Source organism: Streptomyces sp. NPDC045967 (assembly GCF_056430495.1).
On sequence record NZ_JBWKLE010000001.1, the window covers coordinates 458,366 to 478,951 of the forward strand.

General features: G+C 73.4%; 15 protein-coding genes. 7 read left to right on the forward strand and 8 right to left on the reverse strand.

Annotated elements, in window-relative coordinates; genetic code table 11:
* Positions 1-2: 2 nt before the first annotated feature.
* The 3 genes from AC07FY_RS02275 to AC07FY_RS02285 all read left to right on the forward strand — a co-directional run bounded on the left by AC07FY_RS02275 (position 3) and on the right by AC07FY_RS02285 (position 3,542).
* On the forward strand, positions 3-845 hold the full coding sequence (locus tag AC07FY_RS02275; protein ID WP_478999262.1) for a sugar ABC transporter permease: 843 nt from the start codon (positions 3-5) through the stop codon (positions 843-845).
* A gap of 103 nt (positions 846-948) precedes the next feature.
* On the forward strand, positions 949-2,538 hold the full coding sequence (locus AC07FY_RS02280) for a glycoside hydrolase family 13 protein (protein WP_478999264.1): 1,590 nt from the start codon (positions 949-951) through the stop codon (positions 2,536-2,538).
* The gene (locus AC07FY_RS02285) at positions 2,523-3,542 is read left to right on the forward strand and encodes a LacI family DNA-binding transcriptional regulator (RefSeq protein WP_478999266.1); all 1,020 of its coding nucleotides are present in this window, start codon (positions 2,523-2,525) and stop codon (positions 3,540-3,542) included. Before AC07FY_RS02280 ends, AC07FY_RS02285 begins: the two co-directional genes overlap by 16 nt.
* A 127-nt stretch (positions 3,543-3,669) precedes the next feature.
* On the opposite strand, the gene cutA is transcribed toward AC07FY_RS02285, so the two are convergent.
* Positions 3,670-3,996: a divalent-cation tolerance protein CutA gene (gene cutA, locus AC07FY_RS02290; RefSeq protein ID WP_478999268.1), complete on the reverse strand. Its 327-nt coding sequence runs from the start codon at positions 3,994-3,996 to the stop codon at positions 3,670-3,672.
* A gap of 171 nt (positions 3,997-4,167) precedes the next feature.
* On the opposite strand from cutA, the gene AC07FY_RS02295 reads away from it, so the two are divergent.
* Both AC07FY_RS02295 and pulA read left to right on the forward strand, forming a co-directional pair.
* Complete coding sequence (locus AC07FY_RS02295; RefSeq protein WP_478999270.1) at positions 4,168-5,868, forward strand: carbohydrate-binding module family 20 domain-containing protein; 1,701 nt, start codon at positions 4,168-4,170, stop codon at positions 5,866-5,868.
* 96 nt (positions 5,869-5,964) lie between these two features.
* On the forward strand, positions 5,965-11,307 hold the full coding sequence (gene pulA / locus AC07FY_RS02300) for a pullulanase-type alpha-1,6-glucosidase (RefSeq protein ID WP_478999272.1): 5,343 nt from the start codon (positions 5,965-5,967) through the stop codon (positions 11,305-11,307).
* Here pulA and AC07FY_RS02305 read toward each other — a convergent pair.
* From AC07FY_RS02305 to AC07FY_RS02335, 7 genes are all read right to left on the reverse strand, one after another.
* Positions 11,294-11,830, reverse strand: a complete 537-nt coding sequence (locus tag AC07FY_RS02305) for an N-acetyltransferase family protein (RefSeq protein ID WP_478999842.1) — start codon at positions 11,828-11,830, stop codon at positions 11,294-11,296. The genes pulA and AC07FY_RS02305 overlap by 14 nt on opposite strands.
* Positions 11,831-11,840: 10 nt before the next feature.
* A complete protein-coding gene (locus tag AC07FY_RS02310) occupies positions 11,841-12,569 on the reverse strand; it encodes a TetR/AcrR family transcriptional regulator (protein WP_478999274.1) in 729 nt (242 codons plus the stop codon).
* A 23-nt stretch (positions 12,570-12,592) separates the two neighbouring features.
* The gene (locus tag AC07FY_RS02315; RefSeq protein ID WP_478999276.1) at positions 12,593-13,636 is read right to left on the reverse strand and encodes a PDR/VanB family oxidoreductase; all 1,044 of its coding nucleotides are present in this window, start codon (positions 13,634-13,636) and stop codon (positions 12,593-12,595) included.
* Positions 13,633-14,529, reverse strand: a complete 897-nt coding sequence (locus AC07FY_RS02320) for a metal-dependent hydrolase (RefSeq protein WP_478999278.1) — start codon at positions 14,527-14,529, stop codon at positions 13,633-13,635. Before AC07FY_RS02320 ends, AC07FY_RS02315 begins: the two co-directional genes overlap by 4 nt.
* Positions 14,530-14,584: 55 nt before the next feature.
* Positions 14,585-16,507 carry a hypothetical protein gene (locus tag AC07FY_RS02325; RefSeq protein WP_478999845.1) on the reverse strand — a complete coding sequence of 641 codons (1,923 nt, stop codon included), beginning with the start codon at positions 16,505-16,507 and terminating at the stop codon, positions 14,585-14,587.
* A 137-nt stretch (positions 16,508-16,644) separates the two neighbouring features.
* Positions 16,645-17,442 (reverse strand): tyrosine-protein phosphatase, encoded by a 798-nt coding sequence (locus tag AC07FY_RS02330; RefSeq protein WP_478999280.1) that lies wholly within the window; start codon positions 17,440-17,442, stop codon positions 16,645-16,647.
* Between the two features lie 117 nt (positions 17,443-17,559).
* The gene (locus AC07FY_RS02335; RefSeq protein WP_478999848.1) at positions 17,560-18,138 is read right to left on the reverse strand and encodes a rhomboid-like protein; all 579 of its coding nucleotides are present in this window, start codon (positions 18,136-18,138) and stop codon (positions 17,560-17,562) included.
* 74 nt (positions 18,139-18,212) lie between these two features.
* Here AC07FY_RS02335 and AC07FY_RS02340 point away from each other — a divergent pair, with 74 nt between their 5' ends.
* Entirely contained in the window at positions 18,213-19,034 is an 822-nt protein-coding gene (locus AC07FY_RS02340; RefSeq protein ID WP_478999282.1) for a hypothetical protein, read from the forward strand.
* A gap of 58 nt (positions 19,035-19,092) precedes the next feature.
* The gene (locus AC07FY_RS02345; RefSeq protein ID WP_478999284.1) at positions 19,093-20,562 is read left to right on the forward strand and encodes a PepSY-associated TM helix domain-containing protein; all 1,470 of its coding nucleotides are present in this window, start codon (positions 19,093-19,095) and stop codon (positions 20,560-20,562) included.
* Positions 20,563-20,586 lie beyond the last annotated feature (24 nt).

Sequence of the window (20,586 nt, forward strand, 5' to 3'; positions counted from 1 at the left end):
CCATGACCAGCACGCGTACCCGGGGCAGCCGCTCCCCGCTCGCCTCCGTCGGCCTGCACGCGACGCTCGTCGCCGCCTCCGTCATCGCCGTCTTCCCGGTGCTGTGGATCCTGCTGACCTCGCTCAAGCCCGCGCAGCACGCGATCACCACGGACTTCGTCAAGGAACCGACGCTCGCCAACTACACCTACCTGCTGGAGTCGAGCCACTTCCTCGACTGGTTCCTCAACTCCGTCCTGGTCGCCGGCGTCACCACCGTCCTCGGTGTGTTCATCGCCGCCACCACCGGATACGCGGTCAGCCGCTTCAAGTTCCCCGGCATGAAGCCGCTGATGTGGACCCTGCTCATCACCCAGATGTTCCCGATGGCCATCCTCATCGTCCCGCTCTACAACCTGATGGGCGACCTCGGCCTGCTCAACCAGCCGGTCGGCCTGATCATCACCTACCTCACCATCGCCGTGCCGTTCTGCGCCTGGATGATGAAGGGCTTCTTCGACACCATCCCGGTGGAGATCGACGAATCCGGCCGCGTCGACGGGCTCAACCCCTTCGGCACCTTCTGGCGGCTGATCCTGCCGCTCGCCAAGCCCGGCCTCGCCGTCACCGGGTTCTACGCCTTCATCACCGCCTGGGGCGAAGTCGCCTACGCCTCCGCCTTCATGGTCGGCGAGGAGAACCTCACCCTGGCCGGCGGCCTGCAGACCTTCGTCACCCAGTACACCTCCAACTGGGGTGCGATGAGCGCCGCCTCGGTCCTCATCGCCATCCCGGCTGCGATCTTCTTCGTCTTCGCCCAGCGTCACCTCGTCGCCGGGATGACGGCAGGCGCCACCAAGGGCTAGGGGAGTGTCTTCCGGGTCATGCCGGGCGGCCTGACCCGGAAGACACCCCCTCCCACCCGCGCCCGCCCCCTCTCACCCCCGGCCCGATCTCTTCAAGGACGACATGACCCAGCACCTCGCCGACGCACTTCCCACCTCCACCGGCACCCGGCCCGGCTGGTGGAGAGAAGCGGTGATCTACCAGGTCTACCCGCGCAGCTTCGCCGACTCCAACGGGGACGGCATGGGCGACCTCGAAGGCATCCGCAGCCGCCTGCCCTACCTCCGGGACCTCGGGGTCGACGCCGTCTGGCTGAGCCCCTTCTACGCCTCCCCGCAGGCCGACGCCGGCTACGACGTCGCCGACTACCGGGCCATCGACCCCATGTTCGGCACCCTGCACGACGCCGACGCCGTCATCCGCGAGGCCCACGCACTGGGCCTGCGCATCATCGTCGACCTCGTCCCCAACCACTGCTCCGACCAGCACGAATGGTTCAAGCAGGCGCTGCGCGAAGGCCCGGGCACCCCGCTGCGCGAACGCTTCCACTTCCGCCCGGGACGGGGAGCGGACGGCGCCGAGCCGCCCAACGACTGGGAGTCCATCTTCGGCGGCCCCGCCTGGACCCGCGTCGCCGACGGCGAGTGGTACCTGCACCTGTTCGCGCCCGAGCAGCCCGACTTCAACTGGGACCACCCCGCCGTCCAGGACGAGTTCCGCTCCATCCTGCGCTTCTGGCTCGACCTGGGAGCCGACGGCTTCCGCATCGACGTCGCCCACGGCCTGGTCAAGGCCCCCGGCCTGCCCGACCTCGGCCGCGACGAGCAGCTGAAACTGCTCGGCAACCAGGTGCTGCCCTTCTTCGACCAGGACGGCGTCCACGAGATATACCGCTCCTGGCGCACCGTCCTCGACGAGTACGCGGGCGACCGCATCGGCGTCGCCGAGGCGTGGACGCCGAGCGCCGACCGCACCGCGCTGTACCTGCGCCCCGACGAGCTGCACCAGGCGTTCAACTTCCACTACCTGAACACCGGCTGGGACGCGCAGGCGCTGCGCGCCGCCATCGACGACTCGCTCGACTCGATGCGGCCGGTCGGGGCGCCGACGACGTGGGTGCTGTCCAACCACGACGTCGTACGCCACCGCACCCGCTTCGGCAGCCTGGAGCGGGCACGGGCCGCCGCCCTGCTGATGCTGGCCCTGCCCGGGTCGGCGTACGTCTACCAGGGTGAGGAGCTCGGCCTGCCGGAGGTCGTCGACCTGCCGGACGAGGTCCGCCAGGACCCGTCCTTCTTCAAGGCGAACGGTCAGGACGGGCTGCGCGACGGCTGCCGCGTCCCGATCCCGTGGTCCGGCGAGAGCGCCCCGTACGGATTCGGCAGCGGCGGCAGCTGGCTGCCGCAGCCGGCCGAGTGGGCGGGCCTGAGCGTCGAGGCGCAGACCGGCGACCCGCAATCGACGCTGGAGCTGTACCGGGCGGCGCTGCGGGTGCGGCGCGAGCACCCGGACCTCGGCGCCGGCGATGCCGTGCAGTGGCTGGCCGCGCCCGAAGGGGTCCTGGCGTTCCGGCGCGGAGCCTTCGTCTGCACGGTCAACACGACGGACGGGCCCGTCCGCTTCCCCGCGGCGGGATCGGTGCTGCTCGCCAGCGGGCCGCTCGCCGACCCCGACGTCCTGCCCGCCGACACCGCGGTGTGGTGGCAGGGGTGACGTCCGCGCTGCGGCTGACGGACATCGCCGCGCAGGCCGAGGTCAGCGAGGCGACCGTCAGCCGTGTGCTCAACGGCAAGTCGGGGGTGGCGGCCGGCACCCGGCACAGGGTGCTGGCCGCGCTCGACCTGCTGGGCTACGAGCGGCCGGTGCGGCTGAAGCGGCGCAGCAACGGACTGGTGGGGCTGCTGATACCGGAGCTGACCAACCCCATCTTCCCGGCGTTCGCCCAGGTCATCGAGCAGGCGCTGGCCGGGCACGGGTACACGCCGGTGCTGTGCACGCAGACGCCGGGCGGGGCCACCGAGGACGAGCTGGTGGAGCAGCTGGAGGAACGCGGGGTCACCGGCATCGTCTTCCTGTCGGGCCTGCACGCCGACGCCCACGCCGACCCCTCGCGCTACCAGCGCCTCGCGGCCCGCGGCACTCCCTTCGTGCTGATCAACGGCTTCAACGAGCAGGTGAACGCGCCGTTCATCTCCCCCGACGACCGGGCCGCGGCGGACATGGCCGTGCGGCACCTGGAGGACCTCGGGCACCGCAGGATCGGCCTGGCGATCGGGCCCACGCGCTACGTGCCGTCGGCCCGCAAGGAGCAGGGCTTCACGGCCGCCCGCCCGTCCGCGGAATCCGAGGGGCTGATCCAGCGCACCCTCTTCACGGTCGAGGGCGGCCACGCGGCCGGCGGCGCACTGCTGGACCGGGGCTGCACGGGGGTGGTGTGCGGGAGCGACCCGATGGCGCTCGGCGTGATACGGGCGGCCCGCGAGCGGGGGCTGCGGGTGCCGGAGGACGTGTCGGTGGTCGGCTTCGACGACTCCCCGCTGATCGCCTTCACGGACCCGCCGCTGACGACCGTACGCCAGCCGGTCCGCGCGATGGCGACGGCGGCGGTCGGAGCCCTCCTGGAAGCGGTGGCGGGCACCCCGGTGCAGCGCACGGAGTACGTCTTCCAGCCGGAGCTGGTGGTGAGGGGGTCGACGGCGCAGGTGCGGGCGGAGTGATCCGGCCGGGCCCCGGCCCGGCCGACCGGGCCCGACGACCTCCGGGCCCGGCACCGGCGTGCCGTGAGGGCCGGGCCCGACGGGCGCGCGGCCCTCGCCCCGGCCCCGGCCCCGCCGATCGCCGCGCCTACTCCGCCTCCGTCTCCCGCGCGATCCACGCGGCGTACGCGGCCGACGCGGAGTCCACCGCCAGGACGATCCACTCCGGCACGTCGTAGGGGTGGTCCCCGGTGACCCGTGCGGTCAGCGCGGGCAGGCGGGACCGGGTCGTCTTGAACGAGACGCGCCACTCCGTGGCCGTCTCCACCGTCCCCTCCCAGCGGTAGACCGCCGTGTGCGGGGCGTCGACGTGGGCGCACGCGGCCAGGCCCGACTCGACCGCGCCCCGGGCCAGTTCGGCCGCGCGGTGTTCGCTGTCGACGGTGGTCTGCGCGATCACGATGTCGGTCGGCACGGGTCCTCCTGCTGTCGGCTGAGGGGGACCCTACCCAGTGCTTCCCCGGTGCGCTCCCGGGAGGACACGTCGCAGAAACAATTCTGCAATCTCTTGCGCAAGCTCTTGCAGGGGCGGGTTCCGGCCCATACGGTCGCGTGCAATCCCCACCTCTCCGCCAGGAGGCCCCACATGTCGCCCACCCGCACCACCTTGGCGGCCGCTGCCGCCGTCGCCGCCCTCGCCGCCGCCACACTCACCGCGCAGGCACCGCAGGCGCAGGCCGCGCCCCCCGGCGACCGGGACGTCACCGCCGTCCTGTTCGAGTGGCGGTTCGATGCCGTGGCCAGGGCCTGCGCCGACACGCTCGGACCCGCCGGTTACGGGTACGTCCAGGTCTCGCCGCCGCAGGAGCACATCCAAGGACCCCAGTGGTGGACGTCCTACCAGCCCGTCAGTTACAAGATCGCAGGGCGGCTCGGCGACCGGGCCGCCTTCAAGGCCATGGTCGACGCCTGCCACGGCGCCGGTGTGAAGGTCGTCGCCGACGCCGTCATCAACCACATGGCCGCCGGCGACGGAACGGGCACCGGGGGGAGCCCGTACACGAAGTACGGGTACCCGGGCATCTACTCCGGATCCGACATGGACGACTGCCGGGCCGTCATCTCCACCTACCAGGACCGGGCCAACGTCCAGAACTGCGAGCTCGTGCAGCTGGCGGACCTGGACACCGGCGAGGACTACGTACGGGGGCGGATCGCCGGCTACCTGAACGACCTGCTGTCGCTGGGCGTCGACGGGTTCCGGATCGACGCCGCCAAGCACATGCCCGCCGCCGACCTCGCCGCCATCAAGTCCCGGCTGAGCAACCCCGGCGCCTACTGGAAGCTGGAGGCGATCCACGGCGCGGGCGAGGCCGTGTCGCCCAGCGAGTACCTCGGCAGCGGGGACGTGCAGGAGTTCCGCTACGCCCGGGACCTCAAGCGCGTCTTCCAGAACGAGAACCTGGCCCACCTGAAGAACTTCGGCGAGCCGTGGGGGTACATGGCGAACGGCAAGTCCGCCGTCTTCGTCGACAACCACGACACCGAGCGGGGTGGCGACACCCTCAGCTACAAGAACGGCTCGTCCTACACCCTCGCCAACGTCTTCATGCTCGCCTGGCCCTACGGCTCCCCGGACGTGCACTCCGGCTACGAGTGGAGCGACAAGGACGCCGGCCCGCCCAACGGCGGCGCGGTGAACTCCTGTTACACCGACGGCTGGAAGTGCCAGCACGCCTGGCGCGAGATCTCCTCCATGGTCGGCCTGCGCAACGCGGCGCGCGGTCAGGGCGTCACGAACTGGTGGGACAACGGCGGTGACCAGATCGCCTTCGGGCGCGGCACCAAGGCGTTCGTGGCCATCAACCACGAGGCCGGCGCCCTGACCCGGACCTTCCAGACCTCCCTGCCCGGCGGCGACTACTGCGACGTGCAGAGCGGACGCGCGGTGACCGTGAACTCCGCCGGCCAGTTCAGCGCCACCGTCGCCCCGGGGACCGCCCTCGCCCTACACGCCGGCGCCCGCACCTGCTCCGCCGCGCCCGCCCCGGCCGCCTCCGGTGCCTCCTTCGCCGTCAACGCCACGACCGTCCCCGGCCAGAACATCCACGTCGTCGGCGACCGCACCGAGCTCGGCGCCTGGAACACCGCCGGCGCCCTCCGGCTCGACCCCGCCGCCTACCCCGTCTGGAAGCTCGACGTCACCCTCCCGGCCGGTACGTCCTTCGCGTACAAGTACGTCCGCAAGGACTCCTCCGGCAACGTCACCTGGGAGAGCGGCGCCAACCGCACGGCCACCGTGCCCGCGAGCGGCAAGGTCACGCTGAACGACACCTGGCGCAACTGACCCACCCCTCCCACAGACCAGGGCTGCCCGGAACCCGCCCGCACCTGCGCGCCGGGCAGCCCTCCTCCACGCGACACGTACACAAGGAGATCCGCCTTGATACGCCCTGCCGCAGGAGTCCTCGCCGCCGCCCTGGCCGTGACGCTCCTGCCCGCCCTCCCCGCCGCGGCGGCCGACGCCAAGGCGCCCGCCCCGCCCTCGGACGCGAAGCTGGCCAAGCAGCCGGCCCGGCACGACCTGACCCGGGAGCAGTTCTACTTCGTCCTCCCGGACCGGTTCGCGAACGGCGACCCGCGCAACGACCGGGGCGGCCTGACCGGCTCCCGCCTGGAGACCGGACTCGACCCGACCGACAAGGGCTTCTACCAGGGCGGCGACCTCAAGGGGCTCACCGACCGCCTCGACTACATCAAGGGCCTGGGCACCACCGCCATCTGGATGGCGCCGATCTTCAAGAACCAGCCGGTGCAGGGCAAGGGCGACGACGTCTCCGCGGGCTACCACGGTTACTGGATCACCGACTTCACCCAGGTCGACCCGCACTTCGGCACCAACGCCGACCTGGAGCGGCTGATCGACAAGGCGCACGGGAAGGGGATGAAGGTCTTCTTCGACGTCATCACCAACCACACCGCCGACGTCGTCGACTACCGGGAGGCGTCCTACGGGTACCTGTCGAAGGGTGCCTTCCCCTACCTCACCAAGGACGGGGTGCCCTTCGACGACTCCGACTACGCGGACGGCGGGCGCAAGTTCCCCAAGACCGACGGCGAGTCCTTCCCGCGGACCCCGTTCGTCCCCGACGCCAAGAAGAACGCCAAGGTCCCGGCCTGGCTCAACGACCCCCGGATGTACCACAACCGGGGTGACTCCACCTTCGCCGGCGAGTCCTCCGAGCAGGGCGACTTCTTCGGCCTGGACGACCTGTGGACCGAGCGCCCCGAGGTCGTCAGCGGGATGGAGGAGATCTACCGCAAGTGGGTCGAGGAATTCGACATCGATGGCTTCCGGATCGACACCGTCAAGCACGTCAACCTGGACTTCTGGAGCCAGTGGGCCACCGCGCTCGACGCGTACGCCGCCAAGCGCGGCCGCGAGGACTTCTTCATGTTCGGCGAGGTCTACTCCGCCGACACGGCCGTCACCTCCCCCTACGTGACGCGCGGACGCCTCGACTCCACCCTCGACTTCCCGCTCCAGGACGCCATCCGCGCGTACGCCGCCCAGGGCGCGGGAGCCGGCCGGCTGGCCGCCGTGCTCGCCGACGACTACCGGTACACCACCGACAAGGCCAACGCCTACGAGCAGGTGACCTTCCTCGGCAACCACGACATGGGACGCTTCGGCTCGTTCCTGAAGCAGGACCGGCCGGGCGCGGGGGAGCAGGAGCTGCTGGACCGCTACCGCCTCGCCAACGAGCTGATGTTCCTCTCCCGGGGCAACCCGGTGGTCTACTCCGGCGACGAGCAGGGCTTCACGGGCGCGGGCGGCGACAAGGACTCCCGCCAGCCGCTCTTCGCCTCCAAGGTCGCCGACTACCTGGACGACGACCAGCTCGCGACGGCGCGCACCCACGCGAGCGACGCCTACGATCCCGGGCACCCGCTCTACCGGCAGATCAGTGCCCTCTCGAAGCTGACCAAGGCGCACCCCGCCCTGCGCGACGGCGTCCAGAGCGAACGCCTCGCCGACGGCTCCGTCTACGCCTTCGCCCGCACGGACACCCGCACCCGCACCGAGTACCTCGTCGCCGCGAACAACGCGGCCGAGTCCAGGTCCGTGCAGATCGACGCCCCCGCCGGCGCCCAGTACCGCACCCTGTACGGCGGCACCGCGCTGCTGCGGGCCTCCGCGGCCGGCAAGCTCACCGTCGTCGTCCCCGCCTTCGGCTCGGTGGTCCTCCAGGCCACCGGCCCCCTCGCCGCGCCCGCCACCGGGCCCGCGCTGACCCTCAAGGCCCCGGCCCCCGGCGCCACCGGCACCGTCGAGCTCAGCGCCGACGTCACCGGCGGCGGCCTGAACCGGGTCGTCTTCGCCGCGCAGGCCGGCAACGGTCCCTGGCAGGTCCTCGGCACCGCCGACCACGCCCCGTACAAGGTCACCCAGCACATCACCGCGCCCGCCGGAACCCCCTTGCGCTACAAGGCCGTCGCCGTCGACGCCACCGGCCGCACCGCGAGCGCCCTCGCCCGGTCCGCCGCCGGACAGGCACCGCCCGAGGAGACCCCGACCGCCACCCAACGCGACTACGCCGTCGTCCACTACCACCGTCCCGACGGCGACTACACCGACTGGCGGCTCTACGCCTGGGGCGACATCGCCGAGGGCGAGGCGACACCGTGGCCCGCCGGGCACGGCTTCACCGGCCGCGACGCGTACGGCGCCTTCGCCTACGTCAAGCTCAAGCCCGGTGCCTCCTCCGTCAACTACCTGGTCATCGACAAGGACGGCACCAAGGACGTCGCCGCCGACCGCACTATCGACGTGACGAAGACCGGCGAGATCTGGCTGGAGCAGGGCAAGGAACCCGCCCGCACCGACCGGCCCGCCTACCCGCCGCAGGACACCTCCAAGGCCGTCCTGCACTACCAGCGCCCCGACGGCGCCTACGACGGCTGGGGCCTGCACGTGTGGACCGGCGCCGCCACCCCCACCGACTGGTCCAAGCCGCTGCTCCCCACCCGTACCGACGCCTACGGCGCGGTGTACGAGGTCCCGCTCGCGCCCGGCGCCACCAGCCTGAGCTACATCCTCCACAAGGGCGACGAGAAGGACCTGCCCTCCGACCAGTCCCTGGACCTGAAGGCCACCGGCCACGAGGTCTGGATGCTGGGCGGCACCCAGAAGTACCTCCTGCCGCAGCCCGCCAGCTCCGCCGCCGCCCTGGACCTGACCAAGGCCCAGGCCGTCTGGATCGACCGCGACACCCTCGCCTGGAACGCCCCCGCGGCCGCCGCCTCCGCCCAGCTCCTCGCCTCCCGCGACGGCGCCGTCACGGCCGAGAACGGCATCCTGCGCGAGGGCGGGGCCCGGTGGCTGCGGCTGAACCGCACCGAGCTCACCGCAGCCCAGAAGCAGAAGTTCCCCCACCTGGCCGCCTATTCCGCCCTCACCGTCGACCCGCGCGACCGCGACCGGGTCCCGGACGCCCTGCGCGGCCAGCTCGTCGCCAGTGCCCGCGCCGCGAACGGCGCCGTCCTCGCCGCCACCGGCGTGCAGCTCGCCGGGGTCCTGGACGACCTGTACGCCACGAACGCCCCGCTCGGCCCGGTCTTCAAGGACGGCCGGCCCACCCTGTCCGTCTGGGCCCCGACCGCCCAGGAGGTCGCCCTCGAACTCGACGGCCGCACCGTCCCGATGCGCCGCGACGACGCCGGCGTCTGGTCGGTGCGCGGCGAACGCTCATGGGGCGGCAAGCCCTACCGCTACGCCGTGACCGTATGGGCGCCGAGCACCGGCCGGGTCGTCCGCAACCTCGTCACCGACCCCTACTCCACGGCCCTGACCGCCGACTCGACCCACAGCCTGGCCGTGGACCTCGCCGACCCCCGGCTCGCCCCGCCCGGCTGGAAGGACCTGCGCAAGCCCGCAGCCGTCCCCTTCACCTCCGCCCAGATCCAGGAACTGCACGTCCGTGACTTCTCCGTCGCGGACCGCACCTCCAAGCACCCGGGCCAGTACCTGGCGTTCACCGACACCGGCTCGGCGGGCATGACCCACCTGCGCGACCTCGCCGCCGCCGGAACCTCCTACGTCCACCTCCTGCCGGCCTTCGACATCGGCACCATCCCGGAGAAGGCCGCCGACCGCACCGAACCCGCCTGCGACCTCAAGGTCTACGCCCCTGACTCGCAGGAGCAGCAGGCCTGCGTGACGGCCGCGGCCGCCAAGGACGCCTACAACTGGGGATACGACCCGCTGCACTACACCGTCCCCGAGGGCAGCTACGCGAGCGACCCCCACGGAACCGCCCGCACGGTCGAGTTCCGCAGGATGGTCCAGTCCCTCAACGGGGCCGGCCTGCGCACCGTGATGGACGTGGTCTACAACCACACCGTCGCCGCCGGCCAGTCGGACAAGTCCGTCCTGGACCGCATCGTCCCCGGCTACTACCAGCGACTCCTGGCCGACGGCACCGTCGCCACGTCCACCTGCTGCGCCAACACGGCCCCCGAGAACGCGATGATGGGGCGGCTCGTCGTCGACTCCGTCGTGACCTGGGCGAAGGACTACAAGGTCGACGGATTCCGCTTCGACCTGATGGGCCACCACCCCAAGGCCAACATCCTCGCCGTGCGCAAGGCCCTCGACGAGCTGACCGTCGCCAAGGACGGGGTCGACGGCAAGAGGATCGTCCTCTACGGGGAGGGCTGGAACTTCGGCGAGATCGCCGACGACGCACGCTTCGTCCAGGCCACGCAGAAGAACATGGCCGGCACCGGCATCGCCACCTTCTCCGACCGGGCCCGCGACGCGGTCCGCGGCGGCGGCCCCTTCGACGAGGACCCGCGCGTCCAGGGCTTCGCCTCCGGCCTGTTCACCGAACCCAACGGATCGCCCGCCAACGGGACCCCGGCCGAGCAGAAGGCCCGTCTCCTGCACGCCCAGGACCTGATCAAGGTCGGCCTGTCCGGCAACCTCGCCTCCTACACCTTCACCGACTCCTCCGGCCGCCGCGTCAAGGGCTCCGAGGTCGACTACAACGGCGCTCCGGCCGGTTACGCGGCCGCCCCCGGCGACGCCCTCGCCTACGCGGACGCCCACGACAACGAGACCCTCGCCGACGCCCTGACCTACAAGCTGCCGCCGGCCACCGGCGCGGCCGACAAGGCCCGCATGCAGGTCCTGGCCATGGCCACGGCCGCGCTCTCCCAGGGCCCGGCCCTCTCCCAGGCCGGCACGGACCTGCTCCGCTCGAAGTCCCTGGACCGCAACTCCTACGACAGCGGCGACTGGTTCAACGCCCTGCACTGGGACTGCCGCGACGGCAACGGCTTCGGCCGCGGCCTGCCCCCGGCCGCCGACAACGCCTCCAAGTGGCCCTACGCCAAACCCCTGCTGACCGCCCCGGCCCCCGGCTGCGCCGAGATCACCGGAACCTCCGCGGCCTACCGCGACCTGCTGCGGATCCGCACCACGGAGAAGGACTTCGCCCTCACCACCCCGAAGGCGGTCCAGGACCGGCTGTCCTTCCCGCTCTCCGGCCGGGAGGAGACCCCTGGAGTGATCACCATGGCCCTCGGCGACCTCGTGGTCGTCTTCAACGCCACTCCCGCCACCCGCCCCCAGCGCGTCCCGGCCCTCGCGGGCAGCGCCTACGCCCTGCACCCGGTGCAGGCCGCCGGCTCCGACGCCACCGTCAAGCAGTCCGCGTACGACGCGGCGGCAGGAGAGTTCACCGTCCCCGCCCGCACCGTCGCGGTCTTCACACGGCGCTGAGCCGGTCCAACCGCTTCTCCAGCAGGATCACCCCGTAGATCCTGCCGTCCGTCCCCTCCTTGTGGGGGAACTCCCCGACCACCCGGTAGCCCGCACCCCGGTAGTACGCGAGCAGCCGGGGGTTGGTGGAGACGCAGTCAAGCCGCGCCCGCTCCCGCCCGGTCCGCGCGATCCGCCGCTCGGCATGCTCGAGCATGCGGCGCCCGGCCCCGGCGGGGGCGGCCTCGCGGGCGACCATCAACCGGTGCACGTAGCCGGCGACGGGCGGCTGGACCCCCCACGCCTCCTCGTCGGACCACCACAGCTCGTAGGCCCCGCAGACCTGGCCGTCGGCGCAGGCCGCCAGCCACACCTCGCCGTCGCGCATCTTCGACCGGAAGTGCGCGGCGTCCTTCTCGCCGGGCTTCCACTGCTCGATCCCGTGCTTGCGCATCCAGCGGGCGGCCTGGTCGTAGAGCCGCACCAGCACGCCGGCGTCCTTCTCCTCGGCCCGCCGGAACACGATCCCGTCGTCGTCAATGATCACGCGGGAATTATCGAGCAAGATCACCCTGTTGCGGCACCCCGGAAGGAACCAGTGCGGCGAGCCGCCCCACCAGCTCCCCGAAGGGCCCGTCGGCCGGCTCGCCGGCCAGGATCCGCACGAGGATCCCCGCCATCTCCGCGTCGTACGCCGCGCTCACCGCGGCCAGTGCCGCGAAGTCGTGCACCAGCTGCAACTCCAGCTCGGCCCGGGGGATCCTGCGCCCGTCCAGCCAGATCAGCGCGGTGGACTCGGCCAGCGACACCCAGGACCGCACCACCAGTTCCAGCCGCGCCGGCGTCTCCTGCGGACCGAGGCCCAAGTGCGTGAGGATCTGCTCGTAGGCGGCCTGCCGCACCTCGTCGATCATGGCGTTGGTCCGACTGCTGCCGACCGCCGGGCCGCCGCGCATCAACGCCGAGAATCCCGGCCCGTGTTCGTCCACGAACGCGAAGAACCGCCCCATCACCCGCAGCAGCCGGGCCCCGAGCGGTCCTTCCCGCGGCTCCACGAACCGCTGCGCCAGCTCATCGGCCGCCCGCCGCAACGCGGCCTCGTACAGGCTCAGTTTGCCGGGGAAGTAGTGGTAGACCAGCGGCCGCGATATCCCCGCGGCCGCCGCGATCTCGTCGATCGACACATCGTCGGGCGAGCGGTGGCTGAACAGCTCCAGGGCGACCCCGATCAGCTGCTGCCGCCGCTCCTCGACACCCATCCTGCGCCGCACCCCGGTTGTCATGCGGACACCCTAGTACGGACAGGTCACAGGTCCAGGGCGAGGTGGCCGTCCTTCGCGCGCGAGACGCACAGCAGCATCGAGTCCCCGCGCTCGCCGTCGGTGAGCAGCTCGTCCCGGTGCTCCACCTCGCCCGCCAGGACCTTCTGCCGACACGTCCCGCAGAAGCCCTGCTCGCAGGAGTACGGGGTGTCCGGCAGCTCGCGGCGCACCGCGGCGAGCGCGGACTCGGCCGCGCCCACCTCCACCGTGCGCCCCGAGCGCCGCAGTTCCACGCTGAAGGGTCGTGCGGGCCCGGGCGCCGAGGGGCAGAAGCGCTCCAGGTGGACCGCGGCCGGGTCCGCGGCGGCCGCCGTGACGGCCCGCATCAGCGGCTCCGGACCGCAGGTGTAGACCAGCGTGCCCGGCGGGACCGCGGCGAGGGCGGACAGGTCGGGCAGGCCCGCCTCGTCCTGCGGTACGACGGTGACCCGCTCGCCGTGGACCGCCAGTTCGGCCAGGAAGGGCATCGAGGCACGCGAACGGCCCCCGTACAGCAGGGTCCAGTCGGCGCCCGCCGCCGTGGCCGCGCCCAGCATCGGCAGGATCGGGGTGATGCCGATGCCGCCCGCGACGAACACGTAGGAGGGCGCGGGAAGCAGCTCGAACCGGTTGCGGGGCGGCCGCAGTTCCAGCTCGGCGCCCTCCACCAGCCGGGCGTGCGCCTCGCGGGAACCGCCCCGGCCGTCCTCGACCAGGCGGATCGCGAGGGTGTACCGGCCCGCGTCCGCCGGGTCACCGCACAGGGAGTACTGACGGACCAGACCCGAGGGCAGGACGACGTCCACGTGCGCGCCCGGGGTCCAGGCCGGGAGCTCCGCCGACTCCAGCGTCAGCCGGAGCACGCCCTCGGCCGGTTCGCTCCGCGAGGTGATCACCGCGGGCAGCGTGCGGCGCGGCGAGTACCCCGAGACGGGCGTCTCCAGTGCCGGCAGCGGCCAGAGCGGGGAGGCCGCGATGCGGCGGCTCAGGGCGCGGCGGGCCATCCAGGCCGCGCCGGCGGCGGCGGTGACCGCGAGGGCGCGCCTCATGCCCGCACCCCGCCGTTCGCGCCGGGGGAGGCGGCCAGGTAGGCGACGGCCTGGGCGGTCGAGCCCTCCTGAGAGGGGTGGTAGGTGCGGCCGAGGTACTTCGGTATGGACCTCAGCATGGCGCCGGTGGACGGCAGGACGCCCTGCTGCCCCGCCCGGAAGAACTGCCCGAAGGATGCCTTGCCGTCCACCAGGTGCGGATCGTTCTCCATGAAGAAGCGCACGCCGCGCTGCCACAGGAAGACCAGCGCCGAGAACGCGGTCGCCCAGGTCCGCGCCCGCCGCCGGTAGCCGCCGTCGACGTGCAGGAACAGGTCGAAGGCCACCGAGCGGTGCTCCACCTCCTCCGCCCCGTGCCAGCGCAGCAGGTCGAGCATCATCGGGTCGGCTCCGCGCCGGTCCAACTCCTCGGCGTTCAGGATCCAATCGCCCAGGAACGCCGTGTAGTGCTCGATCGCGGCGATCATCGCGACCCGCTCCATCAGCCACCAGCGGCGCGCCCTGCCCGGCGGCAGGGTCCGGTCGCCCAGCAGCTTCTCGAAGAGCCAGTCGACCTGCGCGGTGTAGGGGGTGGGGTCGAGCCCCAGCCGCTTGAGGTGGGGCAGCACGTCGTCGTGCGCGGCGGCGTGCATCGCCTCCTGGCCGATGAAGCCGACGACGTCCGCGCGCAGCCGCTCGTCCGTGATGTACGGCAGCACCTGCTTGTAGACGTGCACGAACCACCGCTCCCCGGCGGGGAGCAGCAGGTGCAGCACATTGATCATGTGACCGGTGAACGGATCGTTCGGCAGCCAGTGGAGCGGGGTGTCCTCCCAGCCGAAGGACACCTTCCGCGGCCTCAGGTCCACGTGTTCCGACGCCACGGGGGCGGGCACGAGCGGCGTATTAGACATGGCGTCAATGTACTGAGGGGTAGGGGGGAGGAGAACCCCTCTGCGCGGACTTCTCTCAGCGCAGCGCCCCGGCCTTCGTCCCGTCCGTCAGCTTGCCCGACAGATCGACCTGCGCCCCGGCCGGCGCCTTGACCGCCAACCGGTTGCCCTGCGCCGACCCGCTCACCCCGCCCCCCGACACCGAGAGCGAGGCGAACTGCGCACTCCCGGCCGCCAGTACGTACCACTGGCCCGCACGCGACTTCCACAGCACGCCCGCCAGCACCCGCGGTTCCCGGGACCCGCACGCAGGCGACCCCTCCGACCGGGCCGCCTGCGCGGCGAGCGGCGCCCCCGGCGCCAGGAACTGCGCCTGCACCCGGTCCGCCGCACCCTGCCACGTCTCGGCCCGCGTACACAGCCAGGCCGCCGTCCCGTCGCCCTCGGGCAACGGCTGCTTCGCGTACGTCCAGGCGTTGACCGTACGGACCCCGTGCGAGCGCACCGACGGCAGCAGACAGGCGATCCGCGACCAGTCGCCCAGCTCCGCGGCCTCCGTCACATCCCGCTCGGCACCCGGCGCACCCGAGGTCAGCCGGGCCGGAGTCAGCTCACCGAGATCGGTGACGAGCCGGGTTGCGCCGTCGCCGGTCAGGGCGAGCGCGTTCCAGCTGGTGCAGTCACCCGACGGAGCGGGGCTCGGCACCGGCGGGGTCACCCCGTCCGGAGCCGGCTTCAGCGCCACCGCCGCCTCGCCGGGCTTGAGCAGGTCCCGCACGGCCGCGGCCGTGACCCACGGAGCCGCCAGATAGCGGACGTTGCCGTCCACCCGGCTGACCACCAGGGCCGTCGCGGTGTCCGCCGACGCGCCGTCGGTCCGCGCGAAGTCGAGGGCGGCGCCGGTGGCCCCGTCGCGCGGCTCCGCGTACCGGACCACCCGCAGGCCGTCGTACAGCAGCACCACCACCGCCTGGTCCACCACACCCGCGAACAGCAGCTGCGCCGGACCCATCGGCGGCCCCGCCGGAGTCCCCGGAGTCGCCGAGACGACCACCGAGGAACCGGGCCGCGCCCAAACGGCCAACGCCCGGCGCAGCAGCCCCGCGTCCTCGGCCCGGTCACCGCGGGCCGGCCACGCGGAGAAGTCCGTACGCGAGGACGTGCGCCACAGCCCGGGCGCGGCCCGCAGCAGCTTGTCCGGATCCAGCGCCTGCTCGGCCGCGGCGTTGCGGGAGTAGGGCGGGGCCGCCGCCCCGTCCGCCCCCCAGCCCCCGCCCGGCAGCGCCAGCAGCGCCCCGCACACGGCGAGCGCGGCCCCGGCGGCCAGCGCGGCACGCACCAGCCGGCGCCGCCGCAGCAGGTCGGTGGGCCGGGCCTGCAGCACGCACGGGTCGAACTCGGGGGAGGCGAACAGGGCGTCGTGCGCCGGATCCCCGGACTCCGCGACCGCCGAGGCCGGATCCGCGACCCCAGCCTCGTCCAGCACCCGCAGCACCTCGGCCTCGGGCAGCCGCTCCAGCGCCCGCAGGACGCAGGCGGCCCGCCCGGCCCCGTCGAGCGTGGCCAGCCACTGGTCCAGGGCCAGCTCCTCGGCCCCGCCGGCCCGCGGGAACAACCGCAGCCCCCACACCTGGGGCAGTGCGGGCGGCAGCTGCGCCCGTCGGGGCAGTGCGCGGAAGGTCAGCGGAACACCCGCCTCCAGGGCCGCGCGCAGCACCCGCAGCCGCACGTACGCGTACCCCGCCTCGCCCTCACCGCCGCGCTGCCCCGGCACCCCGCCGCGCACGGCCGCCGCCGCGTCCCGCCGACCGCGCGGCAGCGCCCGCTGCACCAGCGCATGGGCGGTGAGCACCCGGCGGTTGCGGCCGAGGGCGGGCGGCAGCACCAGGTAGGCGAGCCGCACCAGCCGCGGATAGTGCTCGACGATGGCGGCCTCGGCCTGCTCGACATCGGGAGACGGAAGAGGGGTGGCGGTATCCGGCGCAGTCACGTTCAGCAGAACGAGCGAATCGTCGGATGGTCACCGGCCGCGGGTGCGCCTTCGCGCGGGCCGGTGGAAGGGGCCCGCCCCGTCCGGGAGCGGTCCGCGGGGCCGGGAGCGGTCCGCCAGGGCGGGAGGCCGGGAGTGGTCCGCCCCTAGACCAGTCGGGTGCGCAGCGCCTCGACCGTCTCGTCGGAGACGCCGAGCCCCTCGCGCACGTACTTCTCCATCGAGCCGTAGCGCGTCTCCACCTCGGCCATCGCGGCCTCCAGGTAGGAGGGGAAGACGCCGATCAGCGCGAGCGCGATGTCCGGGTCCCCGCCCGACGCGGTGAAGCCCTCGATCATCGGGGCGAAGGCCCGCTTGACCGCCGGGTTCACCGACAGGTACTCCGCCATCAGGGTCTCGTCGTCCGCGCCGAGCAGCGACAGGATGACCGTGGCCCCCCATCCGGTGCGGTCCTTGCCGGCCGTGCAGTGGAAGAGCAGGGGACCCGCGGCGGGATCGGCGGCCTCGGTGAGCAGCAGCCGGTACGCGGCCTGCGCGGACGCCGACCGCACGAAGGAGCGGTAGACGTCGCCGAACAGGGCCTGCGCCTTGCCGCCGCCCAGGTGCTCCTCGGCCACGACCGGGTCGGACAGCAGGTCCTTGAGCTGGGCGGCGGCCGGCACCCGGCCCCGGCCCTCGTGCGTCTTGTCGGCCAGCACGTCGGCGACCAGCAGCCGGGCTCCGGCCGGCACCCGGTCGGGGTAGTCGGCGCGTTCGGCGTCGGTGCGGAAGTCGATGACCGTCCGCAGCCCGAGCGCGGCCACCACCGGGTCGGCGTCGAGGTCGAGCCGGTCGAGCTGGCCGGCCCGCAGCACCAGGCCGGAGCGGACGGTGCGGCCGCCGGAGAGCGGGGTGCCGCCGAGGTCGCGGAGGTTGGCGACGGTGGTGGCGGGGGTGGCGGTCATCGTGGTGGCTCCAGCGGTGTGCGGGCGCGGGGTGCGGGGTGCTCGCGTGCGGGTCAGGCGGGTCAGGCGGGTCAGGCGGCTCGTGCGGGTCCTACGGGTCGGACGACGGGGTCCGGTTCATGCGATTTTCTGATGCTTCGCTCCGGAAAGGCAATCGAGGGCCAGCGACACCCCGATGCCCACCCCGAGGGCCGCCAGGTGCCCGGCGTCCGTGAAGGTGCGACCCCGCTTGACGACCGGCGCCGCGGCCAGCGCCAGCAGCCCGAGCCGGGCGCCCGTGCGGACCGCCCCGCGCGGCAGGACCGAGGTCAGGGCGCCGAGGACGGCGTTGAACCCGTAACTGGTCCCCACGTCCAGGGCACACCGGGTGCCCGGATCGGTCGTCCTGCGCAGGGCGCCGTACACGAGGAGGGTCGCCGTGACGTGCCCGAAGAGGAACACCGCGGCCGCCCACCAGGCGCCGTACGCGTACTCGGCGTACCCGAGGACGGCGACGAGCAGCAGCGCGTACGCCAGCGGCATCGGCTCCTCGACGACGAGCGCGCTGGTCAGCAGCGTCTCCCAGCGTCCGGCGGCGAGATTGTCGACATTCGTCGAGCATGCGCGCAGCAGTCGCTCCCGCTCCTCGAGCCCCATCCGCCCCACGGCGTACGCCCCGAGCTGGACCCCGCCCGCGTACACGGCTCCCCACGGCATTGGATTCACCCGCCCATGATCGGACACGGCCCTCCGGCGGACACCACCGGGCCCCGTGCGAGCATGGTGCGGCCATGCTCCAGCACCCCGCGCCGATGCGCGCCACGCGGGCCGCGATGTTCGCGGCGGTGTGCACCGCGTTGGGCGCGGTGGGGCATGCAGCCATGTCCGGCACCGACATCCCCTTCGCGCGGCTCGCGGGCGCCTTCCTGGTGACCGCCGGTCTGGCCTGGGCCGCCGCCGGCCGACGACGGGGACCGGCGGGGATCACCGCCGCGGTGCTCACCGTTCAAGGGGTCCTGCACCTCGTCTTCTCCGGCAGCCGGACGGCGGGCCCGGCCCCCGGCGCGACGCACCACCCGCACCACCACAGGCCGGGCCCGAACCCGGACCCGGGCGCGACGGCCGCCGGAACCCCGGGCGTCACGACGGGCCCGGCCCGGTCGGCGGACGCGGCCGCCATGGCGGACACGCCCCCGTCGGCAGGCATGGCCGGGCACGACACGGCCGGGCACGACCCGGCCGGGTTCGACATCGCCGGGTTCGACATCGCCGGTTCCGACCTGGCCGGGCACGCCGGCCTCGGCATGATCGCCGCGCACGTGCTCGCCGGACTCGCCTGCGCCGCCTGGCTGGCCTGGGGCGAGGCCGCCGTGTTCCGGCTGGGCCGGGCCCTCGGCGCCGCCGCCCTGCACGCGGCCCGGCCGCTGTCCCGCGTGCTCGCCCTCCTGCGGGCCCGGGTGGCCGCCCTGCCGGCGCCGCCCTCCTCCGTCCCCCCGTACGAGCGGCCCCGCGGTCTTCGCGGAGCCGTGCACGCCTACGCCGTGGTGCGGCGCGGGCCGCCCGCCGGCCGGTCACCGTACGCCACGGCCCCCGGCCGCCCCGCCCGCGTCTGAGCGGGTCGGCGGGACCTGGGGCCGGTTCCCCATGTCTTCGCCAACCCCTAGGACCACCATGTCTCTTGACGAGGTTCAGGACGTCCCCGACCGGGACGCCGACTCCGCCCGCCCGACCGGCATACCCGACCCGGCCGAGCACCGGGCCGGCGGCTGGGCCGCACTGCGCCCGCTGCTCCTGCGCATGCACTTCTACGCGGGCCTGCTGATCGCCCCGCTGCTGTTCCTCGCCGCCGCCACCGGGCTGCTCTACGCCGCGTCGTGGCAGGCCGAGAACATCATCTACTCCGACGAGCTGACCGTCCCCCGCGTCGGCGAGAGCGCCCTGCCGCTCAGCGCCCAGGTCGAGGCGGCCCGGGACGCCGCGCCCCAGGGCCGGGTCGTCTCCGTATGGCCCGCGCCCGAGGCCGAGGCGACCACCCGCGTGATCATGGCGAGTGAGGGGTTGCCGGAGGGCGAGACCCTCACCGTGTTCGTCGACCCCTACACGGCCGAGGTGCGCGGACAACTCGCCACCGTCGGCGACGCGCTGCCGGTGCGGGCCTGGCTGAGCGAGTTCCACTCCAGCCTCCACCTCGGGGAGTTCGGCCGGAACTACAGTGAACTCGCCGCGAGCTGGCTCTGGGTGGTCGCGCTCGGCGGACTCGCCCTCTGGATCGGCCGCCGCCGCAAGCGCAGGGCCGATCTCGTCCTCCCGGACCGCACGGCCACCGGCCGGCGCCGGACCCTGTCCTGGCACGGGGCCGTCGGCCTCTGGTCGGTCGCCGGACTCGTCGTCCTCTCCGCCACCGGCCTCACCTGGTCGAAGTACGCCGGCGAGAACATCGGGCAGCTCCAGGACAGTCTCGGCGGCGCCACCCCGGCCGTCTCCGCCCGGCTCGACCCGGGCGCGGACGGCGGCGGCTCCGGCGAACACGCGGGCCACACCATGCCCGACGGCGCCGGGACACCCCCGCCCGCGCCGACCGCGGACCTCGGCATCGACCGGGCCGTGGACGCCGCCCGGGCCGCCGGGGTCACCGAGTACCTCCAGGTCACCCTGCCCGCCGAGGGCGACGGCTACGTGGTCAAGGAGAAGGACCGGCAGGTCCCCGTGCACCTGGACGCCGTCGCCGTCGATCCCGCATCCGGCCGGATCATGGACGAGCTGCGTTTCGCCGACCATCCGGTGCTCGCCCGGATGACCCGCTTCGGCATCGACCTCCACATGGGCCTGACCTTCGGGATCGCCAACCAGATCGCCCTGGCCGCCCTCGCCGTCGGGCTGATGGCCCTGGTCTTCTGGGGTTACCGCATGTGGTGGCTCCGTCGGCCGACGAAGGACCGCACGCTGTCCGTCGGCCGCGCCCAGCCGCGCGGTGCCTGGCGGAAGCTGCCGGTGACCGCGCTCCTGCCGCTGGCCGCGGCGACCGCCGTCGTCGGCTGGTTCGTCCCGATGCTCGGCATCAGCCTGCTGGTGTTCCTGGCGATCGACCTGCTGCTCGGCTTCACCGCCGCACGCCGCGCCAAGGCCGACGCCGCCCGGTGACACGGAGGCGGGCCCGTACTCCGC

Bases quoted from the DNA above. Each gene is read 5' to 3' on its own strand.
- AC07FY_RS02315 (WP_478999276.1), bottom strand. From the start codon at position 13,636: ATGAGGCGCGCCCTCGCGGTCACCGCCGCCGCCGGCGCGGCCTGGATG.
- AC07FY_RS02320 (WP_478999278.1), bottom strand. From the start codon at position 14,529: ATGTCTAATACGCCGCTCGTGCCCGCCCCCGTGGCGTCGGAACACGTG.
- AC07FY_RS02340 (WP_478999282.1), top strand. From the start codon at position 18,213: ATGCTCCAGCACCCCGCGCCGATGCGCGCCACGCGGGCCGCGATGTTC.
- AC07FY_RS02280 (WP_478999264.1), top strand. From the start codon at position 949: ATGACCCAGCACCTCGCCGACGCACTTCCCACCTCCACCGGCACCCGG.
- AC07FY_RS02275 (WP_478999262.1), top strand. From the start codon at position 3: ATGACCAGCACGCGTACCCGGGGCAGCCGCTCCCCGCTCGCCTCCGTC.
- AC07FY_RS02335 (WP_478999848.1), bottom strand. From the start codon at position 18,138: ATGCCGTGGGGAGCCGTGTACGCGGGCGGGGTCCAGCTCGGGGCGTAC.
- AC07FY_RS02295 (WP_478999270.1), top strand. From the start codon at position 4,168: ATGTCGCCCACCCGCACCACCTTGGCGGCCGCTGCCGCCGTCGCCGCC.
- AC07FY_RS02345 (WP_478999284.1), top strand. From the start codon at position 19,093: ATGTCTCTTGACGAGGTTCAGGACGTCCCCGACCGGGACGCCGACTCC.
- AC07FY_RS02330 (WP_478999280.1), bottom strand. From the start codon at position 17,442: ATGACCGCCACCCCCGCCACCACCGTCGCCAACCTCCGCGACCTCGGC.
- AC07FY_RS02310 (WP_478999274.1), bottom strand. From the start codon at position 12,569: ATGACAACCGGGGTGCGGCGCAGGATGGGTGTCGAGGAGCGGCGGCAG.